This is a genomic window from Microbacterium sp. ZW CA_36 (assembly GCF_044987475.1).
GTDB lineage: Bacteria > Actinomycetota > Actinomycetes > Actinomycetales > Microbacteriaceae > Microbacterium.
Window position 1 is genome coordinate 35,902 of sequence record NZ_JBJDRL010000034.1, and the last position, 9,162, is coordinate 45,063.

The 9,162-nt window shown below is 71.8% G+C and carries 7 protein-coding genes and 1 pseudogene; 4 read left to right on the forward strand and 4 right to left on the reverse strand.

Going from position 1 to position 9,162, the window contains the following annotated elements:
- Positions 1-35 precede the first annotated feature (35 nt).
- The 3 genes and pseudogenes from ACI3KX_RS14410 to ACI3KX_RS14420 form a co-directional block, all read left to right on the forward strand.
- Positions 36-1,022, forward strand: coding sequence for a LacI family DNA-binding transcriptional regulator (locus ACI3KX_RS14410; RefSeq protein ID WP_404910172.1), 987 nt, complete (start codon positions 36-38; stop codon positions 1,020-1,022).
- Between the two features lie 242 nt (positions 1,023-1,264).
- A complete protein-coding gene (locus ACI3KX_RS14415; protein WP_331906688.1) occupies positions 1,265-2,686 on the forward strand; it encodes an aspartate aminotransferase family protein in 1,422 nt (473 codons plus the stop codon).
- Positions 2,687-2,723: 37 nt separating this feature from the next.
- Positions 2,724-3,026, forward strand: a pseudogene (locus tag ACI3KX_RS14420) (hypothetical protein); the annotation flags it as partial.
- A 222-nt stretch (positions 3,027-3,248) separates the two neighbouring features.
- Here ACI3KX_RS14420 and ACI3KX_RS14425 read toward each other — a convergent pair.
- Entirely contained in the window at positions 3,249-3,575 is a 327-nt protein-coding gene (locus tag ACI3KX_RS14425; protein ID WP_349426235.1) for an ATP-dependent DNA ligase, read from the reverse strand.
- Between the two features lie 20 nt (positions 3,576-3,595).
- Complete coding sequence (locus ACI3KX_RS14430; RefSeq protein ID WP_363356840.1) at positions 3,596-4,171, reverse strand: helix-turn-helix domain-containing protein; 576 nt, start codon at positions 4,169-4,171, stop codon at positions 3,596-3,598.
- A 107-nt stretch (positions 4,172-4,278) separates the two neighbouring features.
- Between ACI3KX_RS14430 and ACI3KX_RS14435 the strand changes: the two genes are divergently transcribed.
- Positions 4,279-5,310 carry an SDR family NAD(P)-dependent oxidoreductase gene (locus ACI3KX_RS14435; protein ID WP_404910173.1) on the forward strand — a complete coding sequence of 344 codons (1,032 nt, stop codon included), beginning with the start codon at positions 4,279-4,281 and terminating at the stop codon, positions 5,308-5,310.
- A 117-nt stretch (positions 5,311-5,427) separates the two neighbouring features.
- On the opposite strand, the gene ACI3KX_RS14440 is transcribed toward ACI3KX_RS14435, so the two are convergent.
- Positions 5,428-6,987 carry an SLC13 family permease gene (locus ACI3KX_RS14440; protein ID WP_404910174.1) on the reverse strand — a complete coding sequence of 520 codons (1,560 nt, stop codon included), beginning with the start codon at positions 6,985-6,987 and terminating at the stop codon, positions 5,428-5,430.
- Between the two features lie 73 nt (positions 6,988-7,060).
- Entirely contained in the window at positions 7,061-9,103 is a 2,043-nt protein-coding gene (locus ACI3KX_RS14445) for an NAD(P)-binding protein (RefSeq protein WP_404910175.1), read from the reverse strand.
- Positions 9,104-9,162: the final 59 nt, after the last annotated feature.

The window sequence follows — 9,162 nt, forward strand, 5'->3', positions numbered from 1 at the left end:
GAAGCGTCAAGGGCAGGCGGCCGGTGTCTGCGCGCGTGAGCCTCGCAGCCGTGGCGGCGGCAGCGGGGGTCAGCGTGGCGACGGCATCCCGCGCGCTGTCCGGCCGCGGAGACCTCGCCCCCGCGACCCGGCGTCGCGTGCTGGCGACCGCCCGCTCCCTCGGCTACACGCGCGACCCCGCCGTCGGCGGGCGGCCTCCGGGTTCCGCGCGCCTGGTCGACCTGGTTCTCGGGTGGTTCCACAACGCCTACTCCGACGAGGTGACCGCCGGCGCGCGCAGCGCCGCGGCCGCCGCGGGCTACGACCTCGTGCTGACCGAGGAGCGCGACACCCCCGACGACGACTGGCCGATGCGCATCCGCAGGCGCGGCTCGGCGGGCGTGGTGCTGGGACTCATCTCGCCGACGGCGTCGCAGCTCGCGGCGCTGAACGATGCCGAGATCCCGGTCGTGCTGATGGATCCGCAGGCCGAGACGTCGCGCGGGCTCACGAGCGTTCGCACGACCGACCGCGAGGGCGGGGCCGCAGCGGCGATGCACCTGGCAGAGCGCGGCGCCACCCGCTTCGCGGTGGTGCTCGGATCGCCGCCGTACCGCTACGGCCGCGCACGCAATACCGGCTTCCGCGAGGCGCTGCGACTCGTCCGCCCGGACGCCGACCTGGTCGCGGTGCAGGCCGACTGGGGCGGAGCGGCGGCGCGCGAGGCCGCGCTGCCCGTCCTGCGCGGGCTCCGGCCGGGCGATCGGCTCGGCGTCTTCGCGTGCTCCGACGAGATGGCGGCGGGCGTGTACTCCGCAGCCGCGGCGACGGGGCGGCGCATCCCCGAAGACGTGCTCGTCGTCGGCTTCGACGACCTGCGCGGCGCCCGCTGGCTCACCCCGCCGCTCACCACCGTGCGCCAGCCGATCCGCGAGATGGCGGCGGCCGCCGTCACGGCGCTCACCGAGGCCGCCGCCGGCGCTCCTCTGCCCCCGTCGCCCCTCGTGCTCGCGACGCAGCTCATCGAGCGCGGCTCGACCTGAGTCGCTGACCCTGCCCCGCGACCCTCCTCGCGCGTTCGGGGCGCACGAGTATCGTCCGGGGCGTACGGCGTGCGCCCCGAACGTCACTCCCACGCCCCAAACCACCCGAAGGACGATGGATGCCGGAGACCCGGAGGTCCGGACGGTCCGGCGACTGCGGCATCCGAACCGGACGAAACGTCCCATCCGCGCCCGCGGGGCACGCGAGTAGCGTGGGAAGCACGTCCGACGGAAGGCTCCACATGTCGATCTCGACCGAACGCCACGCCCGCACCGACCGCGCCGCGAGGAGCGAGTCCGAGCTGCAGCAGATGGCGAAAGACCACCTGTGGATGCACTTCGCCCGTCAGTCGGTGATGACGGACGGCCCCGGCGTTCCGATCATCGTCAAGGGCGAGGGCCACCACATCTGGGACTCCCAGGGCAAGCAGTACATCGACGGTCTCGCCGGCCTGTTCGTCGTGGCCGCCGGTCACGGTCGCCGGCGCCTTGCGGAGGTCGCCGCGAAGCAGGCCGAGCAGCTCGCCTTCTTCCCCATCTGGTCATACGCGCACCCGGCCGCCATCGAGCTCGCCGACCGCCTGGCCGACTACGCGCCCGGCGACCTCAACAAGGTGTTCTTCTCCACCGGCGGCGGCGAAGCCGTCGAGACCGCGTTCAAGCTCGCCAAGTACTACTGGAAGATCCAGGGCCAGCCCACCAAGCACAAGGTCATCTCGCGCTCGGTCGCGTACCACGGCACGCCGCAGGGCGCCCTCGCGATCACCGGCATCCCGGCCATGAAGTCGATGTTCGAACCGGTGACGCCCGGCGGCTTCCGGGTGCCGAACACCAACTTCTATCGCGCCGCCGACATGGGCGCGCCCGCCGACGACCTCGAGACCTTCGGCGTGTGGGCCGCGGACCGCATCGAGGAGATGATCCTCTTCGAAGGCCCCGACACCGTGGCGGCGGTCTTCCTCGAGCCGGTGCAGAACTCCGGCGGCTGCTTCCCGCCTCCCCCCGGATACTTCCAGCGGGTGCGTCAGATCTGTGACAAGTACGACGTGCTGCTCGTCTCGGACGAGGTCATCTGCGCCTTCGGCCGCATCGGCCACATGTTCGCCTGCGACGCCTACGGCTACGTGCCCGACATGATCACGTGCGCCAAGGCCATGACCAGCGGCTACTCGCCGATCGGCGCGACCATCGTGAGCGACCGGATCTACGAGCCCTTCGCCCACGGCGATCGCGCGTTCTACCACGGCTACACCTTCGGCGGTCACCCGGTGTCGGCCGCGGTCGCGCTCGAGAACCTCGACATCTTCGAGGAGGAGGGGCTCAACGAGCGGGTGCGCGAGTACTCGCCGGTGTTCCGGTCGACGCTCGAGAAGCTCAACGATCTTCCCATCGTCGGCGACGTGCGCGGCGACGGCTACTTCTTCGGGATCGAGCTCGTCAAGGACAAGGCGACGAAGGAGACCTTCGACGACGACGAGTCCGAGCGGCTGCTGCGCGGGTTCCTCTCCAAGGCGCTGTTCGATGCCGGTCTCTACTGCCGCGCCGATGACCGCGGCGACCCCGTCATCCAGCTCGCGCCGCCCCTGACGGTCGGCCCGAAGGAGTTCGACGAGATCGAGCAGATCCTCCGCAGCGTGCTCACGGAGGCGTGGACGCGGCTCTGAGGCATCGGCAGGCGGTCTCGAGGGTTATTGTTGGCGCGTGGGCACGATCTACTACGGCGGCGGCGCGATGCCGATCCATATCGAGGACCGCGCATTGGCGCACCTCAAGGTCGTGATTGCGACCAAGCTCCGACGCGATGAGAGCTTCACCGTCTCGTGGGCCCACCCCGAGGATCAGCCGCGGGGGCGCAGCACGATCTGGCTGCACCCGTCGATCCCGCTCCGGTTCGTCTTCGACGACCCCGAGCCCTCCGAGCTCAGCCGCCAGTGGATCGAGGAGCTTGCGAACTCCGCCAGCTCGACCGGCGGCATCCTGCTGGTCGCAGAGCACTTCGACACCGGTCCGGTGCCGGTCGCCGAGGGCGCAGGAGCGGCGGCGCTCGAAGCGGGAGCGGACGTGTCACTCGGCAAGGTGGACGTGGAGCACATCGACGTCGACCGCCTCACCGTCGGCGGCACCGAGGTGACAGGCGAAGACGTCCCGTCCTAGGCGACCACTCCGTCGCCCGCGCCGGTCACCGATCTCGGCGGGGATCGGCATCCCGAAGGTCGCGGCGCACCCTCAAGAGGGCTCGGGCTGCGACGACTCGTCTCCTTCGGCGGGCTCGGGGAGGATCGTGAGTCCGTTCGGCCCGCTCGCCGCGAGCATCAGCTCCTCGACCCAGCGGCGGTTGATGCGCGGCTGACGGCTTCCGAAGAAGTGGAACTGGATCGGCACCGACGGGTGGATCCAGAAGCTGCGGCGACCGCTGCCGTCGCCGATCTCGACGTCGAACATGAAGGGCTCGGAACGGCGCAGCTTGTTCATCACGACGATGCGGAGATGGGCCAGCGTGCGGTCGTCGATGTCCACCGAATTGGCGTTCGTGTCGTAGATGAACCGTCCCATGGCAGGAGCCTAGCGCTGCATCACCGCGGTGCGAATGCAGCGGCGAAGAGGGCGCGGGCACGGCGCGCGACGACCGGTCGCTGCGCGGTGTCGGCGCGGGCGAGCTCGGTCGCCAGCATGCCGGTCGCCAGCGTCACGTCGTCCGTCTCGATGTGGTTCCCGATGCGGCCGGCGGCACGGTCGCGGGCGACGAGACGCTCCACCAGGGCCCGGAACCGGGCCCCGAGCACAGCCACCCTCGTATCGGTGAGATCGGCGGTGATCAGCTCGATGAAGGCTGTCGAGACGACCACCTGGTCGACGACCCGGTCCAGCAGGTCGTCGACCGTACGCTCTGAGGCCGATGTGTACTCCTCGAGCTCGCGCACGTTGTCTTCGAAGACGGCGACGGCGAGGGCGGTGCGGTCGGGGAAGTGGCGGTAGAGGCTGCCCTGCCCCACGCCCGCGCGCTTGGCGACGGCGCTGAACGGCGCGCCCAGGCCGCCTTCGGCGTACACCTCGCGCGCGGCGGCGATGAGGGCGCGACGGTTGTCGGCGGCGGCGGCGGGGCCGCGATTCTGGCGGGGCCGCGCACGGGGGGATGCGGTGCTGGGCACGGGTGTAGCCTAGTACCGGACAAAGTTGTCCGGTAGGAGCCGCCCCGAAGGATCCTCATCCCCGGACCCGCAGCCCCATGCATGCACGAAGAAAGGGAAGAACGCCCATGAGCACCACCACCGCTCCCCTCACCGGAGCCTCCACCATCCAGTCATGGCTCGACGACCCGGCCGGCGGCGCCGCACTGCGCGGTCTGCTCGCCCAGGGCGGCCAGAGCGCGGAAGCGCTCAGCCCCATCGCCTCGCTCCCGATCTCGAACCTCGTCGCGATGAGCGGCGGCGCCTTCCCGCAGGCCGCGCTCGATGCCCTGATCGCGCAGGTCAACCCCGACGGCATCGCGGATGCCGGTGCCACCGCCGACGAGACCCCGAAGGCGGAGTGGGCCGAGAAGGTCACCGCGGGTCGCTTCACGGGCCAGACGGTCATCGTCACCGGCGCCGGCTCCGGCATCGGCCGCGCCACCGCCTCGCGCGTCGCTCGCGAGGGCGGTCGAGTGATCGCCGTGGACGTCAGCCAGGACCGCCTCGACGAGTTCGTCGCAGCGCACACGGGTGCCGATGTCGTCGCTCTCACGGCCGACATCACCGACGACGAGGGCGTTGCCCAGATCATCGAGGCGGCCGGCGACCGGATCGACGCTCTCGCCAACATCGCCGGGATCATGGATGACATGACCCCCGTCGGCGAGGTCACCGACGCCGTCTGGGATCGCGTGTTCCGCGTGAACGTCACCGGCACCATGAAGCTGATGCGCGCCGTCATCCCCGCCATGCTCGCGCAGGGCAGCGGGTCGATCGTGAACACCTCGTCCGAGGCATCCCTGCGCGGCTCGTCCGCGGGCGCCGCCTACACCGCGTCGAAGCACGCCGTCGTCGGCCTCACGAAGTCGAGCGCGTTCATGTACGGCCCCAGCGGCATCCGCGTCAACGCCGTCGCGCCGGGCGCCGTGATCACCAACATCGAGGCGAAGTTCAACTCGGCGCTGGGCGCCGACCGCGTGCGCACGGGCATGGCTGTCATGGCGCCGCCGGTGACGCCCGACCGCCTCGCCGCGTCGATCACGTTCCTGCTGAGCGACGACGGCGTCAACGTCAACGGCCAGAACCTCGCCAGCGACGGCGGCTGGTCGGCCGCGTAAGAACCCGCGACGTCCCGGCTGACCCGAGCCGCCGGGGCGTCGCGCACCACGTGCTCCCCTGTCGCGACCTGCGACGCCGATCCGCGGATCGCGACAGGCGAGCGCACAACTGGACGGCTAGAACGGCCAGATGAGCGGCACGTAGAGGACCGCGACCGCCAGGAAGAACAGCGCGAGCGGCAGCCCCAGCTTCCAGTAGTCGCCGAACCGGTAGCCCGCCGGCTCCATCACCATGAGGTTCGCGGGCGTCGCGATGGGCGTGAGGAACGCCGCCGCACCCGCGACCGCGAGCGCCATCATGAAGGGCTGCACCGACAGGTCCAGAGCGTGCGCGACCGAGATGGCGATCGGCGCCACGATGAGCACCGTGGCGGTGTTGCTGATCAGCTGACCGAGCACCAGCGTGATCCCGCACAGCGCGAGCAGCGCCACGTGGGGGCCCGCCTCGCCCAGCAGCGACAGCATGCCCTCTGCGACCAGGTCGGCCGTGCCGGTGCTGATGAATGCCGTCGACAGTGGGATCATGCCCGCGATGAGCACGACGGTCGTCCACGAGATCGCGTGGTAAGCCGCCGTCACCGTGACGGTGCGCGTGAGCACGAGTGCGCACGCCGCCAGCAGCGCGGCCACCGCCGGCGGTACGAGGCCGGTCGCGAGGAGCACGATCATCGCCAGGAGGATGCCGATCGCGCGCTTGGCGCCGCGCCCGAGCGGCACCGACCGGCGCAGCTGCGCCGGATCGTCGACCACGAGCACACCGGGGTCCTGCGTCCGCCGCGTCAGGTCGTCCCACGCTCCCTGGAGCAGGAGCGCGTCGCCGGACTGCACGATGAACTCGGTGCCTTTCAGGTGCTCGTCGCCTCGTCGCGCCGCCAGCACGACGAGGTCACCGTCGGGCGTCGTCATCCCGGCGCACACCCGCTCGCCGATCAGCGGCGACCGCGGCGCGACGACGACCTCTGTCACCCCGGAGTTCGGGCCGAGGAGCACGCCGGTGTCGAGCGTCAGCGAATACTGCTGGCGCAGCATGCGCGCGTGCCGCACCAGGTCGACGGGCATGATCGCACCCTTGCGCTCCGGCACCAGTCGACCGCCGAGCAGCAGGATCACGACGGTGCCGAGCAGCACCGGGATGCCGACGAGCGCGAACTCGAAGAACCCGAACTCCCTCCCTCCCGCGCCGGCGGCGAACTCCGAGACGATGATGTTGACCGGCGTGCCGGTCAACAGGAGCAGCGAGCCGGCGGACGCCGCGAATGCGAGCGGCATGAGCAGCTTCGACGACGCGATGCCGGCACGCGATGCGACCACGACGACGAGCGGGAGCAGCGCGGCGACGGCGCCGTTGATGCTGATGAGGGCGGTCAGCACCGCCACCAGCAGCGAGATCACAGTGACGAGCGTGGTGCGCTTTGTGCCGGCGCGGCCGATCACCTTCTGGCCCGCCCATGCCGTGACGCCCGTGGCGTCCAGGGCCTCGCTCACGACGAACAGCGCGGCGATGAACAGCACGGTCGGATCGCCGAATCCCGCCAGGGCCTGCGGCAGCGTGAGGACGCCGGTGAAGAACAGGGCGAGCGCGACGCCGATCGCGACGATCCCGATCGGCACGCGGTTGCTCACGAACGCGATCACCGCGAGCACCAGGATGACGAGGGTTGCGGTGACGGGGTCCACGCGCCCAGCGTAGCCACCGGCCCGCGCCAGGTCGGTCGGCCGTCTGCTCGCTGGGCTTGGTCGGACCGCCGCGTCAGCCGCGCAGCGTCGCCAGCCCCGCGACGTCGTACGCGAGCTCGACGGCCTCGAAGACCGCCGCATCGATCGTGCGAGGTGCGAACGCATCGCCGATGGTGACGACCCGCGGTGCGGCTGGCGTGTCCGTGACCAGGCCAGGGATGCCGACCGACGCACGCGGCTCGACGGCCACCACCGCGTCGACGCCCGGGATCATCTCCACGGCGCCGGTCAGCGTGTCGCGCACCGTCACGGCGCCCGGCTCGATCCGCTCCACGAGGTGTGCCGGGCGGCGCTGGAACCCGCCGTGCGCGCCGAGACGCTCGAGCAGCAGCGGCCGGTCGTATCCGGCCCCGATGTGCGGGAAAACGGTCTCGAACGGCGTCACGAGCTCGAGCTCGTCGACGCGCTCGAGCAGGGTCAGCACGATCCCGGCGGCGTACGCCGTGCCGTCGGCATCCACCACCGCGATCCGCCGGCCGAGCGGCACGCCGGCCCCCGCCGGGGCGACCGCCGCGAAGGCGTCGGTCGTGCCCTCGGCAGGGAAGCCTCCGGAGTACGCGCCCCCGAGGGCGAGCGAGGTGGTCACCGGGGCGATGGCGCCGGTCGCGACAACGATGCCGTCCGCACCTTCGGCCCGCAGCAGGCCGGCGTCCGCGTCGACCCCGAGCCGCACCGTCACGCCGAGGGCCGCGAGGTCGCGCTCGAGGTCGTCGACGAGCAGCCCGACGCTCTCGCGCCCCGGCACCCGGCGGGCGAGGCGCAGCTGGCCGCCGAGTTCGTCCGCGCGCTCGACGAGGGTGACCGCATGCCCGTCGGTGGCGAGCTCGACGGCGGCGCGCATCCCGGCCGGGCCGCCGCCCACGACGATCCACCGCTGCGGCGACGACGCGCGCGGCCGCTCGCCCCGCTCGAGCTCGCGCCCGGCGAGCGGGTTGACCGTGCACGACATCGCGAGTCCGCGGCTGCCGCGGCCGAGGCATCCCTGATTCAGGCGGATGCAGTGACGGATGCCGGACTCGCCCCTGTCGACGGGCTCGACTCCGATCAGCTTGCGGCCGAGGTCGGGGTCGGCGATCTGGGCGCGGGTGAGCGCGACCATGTCGGCGATGCCGGAGGCGACGACCTCCTCCGCGTCCTCGACCGAGCGGGCGGCGCCGACGCCGAACACGGGGACGTCGGGGTTCGCGGCCTTCACCGCGGCGACGTCGTCGCGCAGCCAGGCGTACGGCATGGGCGAGGACGGGAACACGTAGTGCACGTTGTGGTAGCCGCCGGCCGCGAGGTCGAGGAAGTCGATGCGGGCCTCTGCACGCAGGCGTGCGACGACCTCGCGCATGCCGGCGCCGTCGATCCCGTCGGGGTGGAACTCGTTCGCGACGATGCGGATGCCGACGGTGAAGTCGTCGCCCACCCGCTCCCGTACGGCGCGCAGCACCTCGCGCGGAAATCGCGTGCGTCCTTCGAGGTCGCCGCCGTACTCGTCTCCGCGGGCGTTGTAGAGCGGCGAGAGGAACTGATGCAGCAGGTAGCCGTGCGCCATGTGGATCTCGACGCCGTCGAATCCGCCGTCGCGCGCGTGCACCGCCGACAACGCCCAGCCGTCGATGAACGCCGCGATGTCGGCGCGATCCATCTCGCGGGTCGCGTGCGCGGTCGACGGCGACAGGACGCGCGACGGCGCGTACACCGCGCGCGGACCTTCTGGACCGTCGGGCTGCGCCTGCGCGCCGTGGTGGTTGAGCTGCACGAAGATCTTCGCGCCCGCCTCGTGGACGGCATCCGTCATCCGCTTCGACGCGGCGACGCCCTCGGGGCGGTACGCGTCCTCGAAGCCGCGGATCGAACCGGTCGGGTGCACGAAGTGGTTGCCTGCCACGAACAGCCCGCAGCCGCCCTGCGCACGGCGCACGTAGTACGCGGTCTCGCGGTCGGACTCGACCCGGTCGGAGTACTGCTTCGAGTGCGCGGTCTGCATGATGCGGTTCGGCACCTCGACGGCGCCGATCCGCAGCGGCTGCGCGAGGACGGAGGAGCGGATGCCGGGGCGCGCGGTCATGCCTCCGAGCCTAGGACCGCCGCCTCCCGCCTCCCCGCCCCCGCGCCTCACGGCTCGCC

Excerpts from the sequence above, each read along its gene's own strand:
- ACI3KX_RS14415 (WP_331906688.1), top strand. The coding sequence starts at position 1,265 with ATGTCGATCTCGACCGAACGCCACGCCCGCACCGACCGCGCCGCGAGG.
- ACI3KX_RS14435 (WP_404910173.1), top strand. The coding sequence starts at position 4,279 with ATGAGCACCACCACCGCTCCCCTCACCGGAGCCTCCACCATCCAGTCA.
- ACI3KX_RS14425 (WP_349426235.1), bottom strand. The coding sequence starts at position 3,575 with ATGGGACGGTTCATCTACGACACGAACGCCAATTCGGTGGACATCGAC.
- ACI3KX_RS14445 (WP_404910175.1), bottom strand. The coding sequence starts at position 9,103 with ATGACCGCGCGCCCCGGCATCCGCTCCTCCGTCCTCGCGCAGCCGCTG.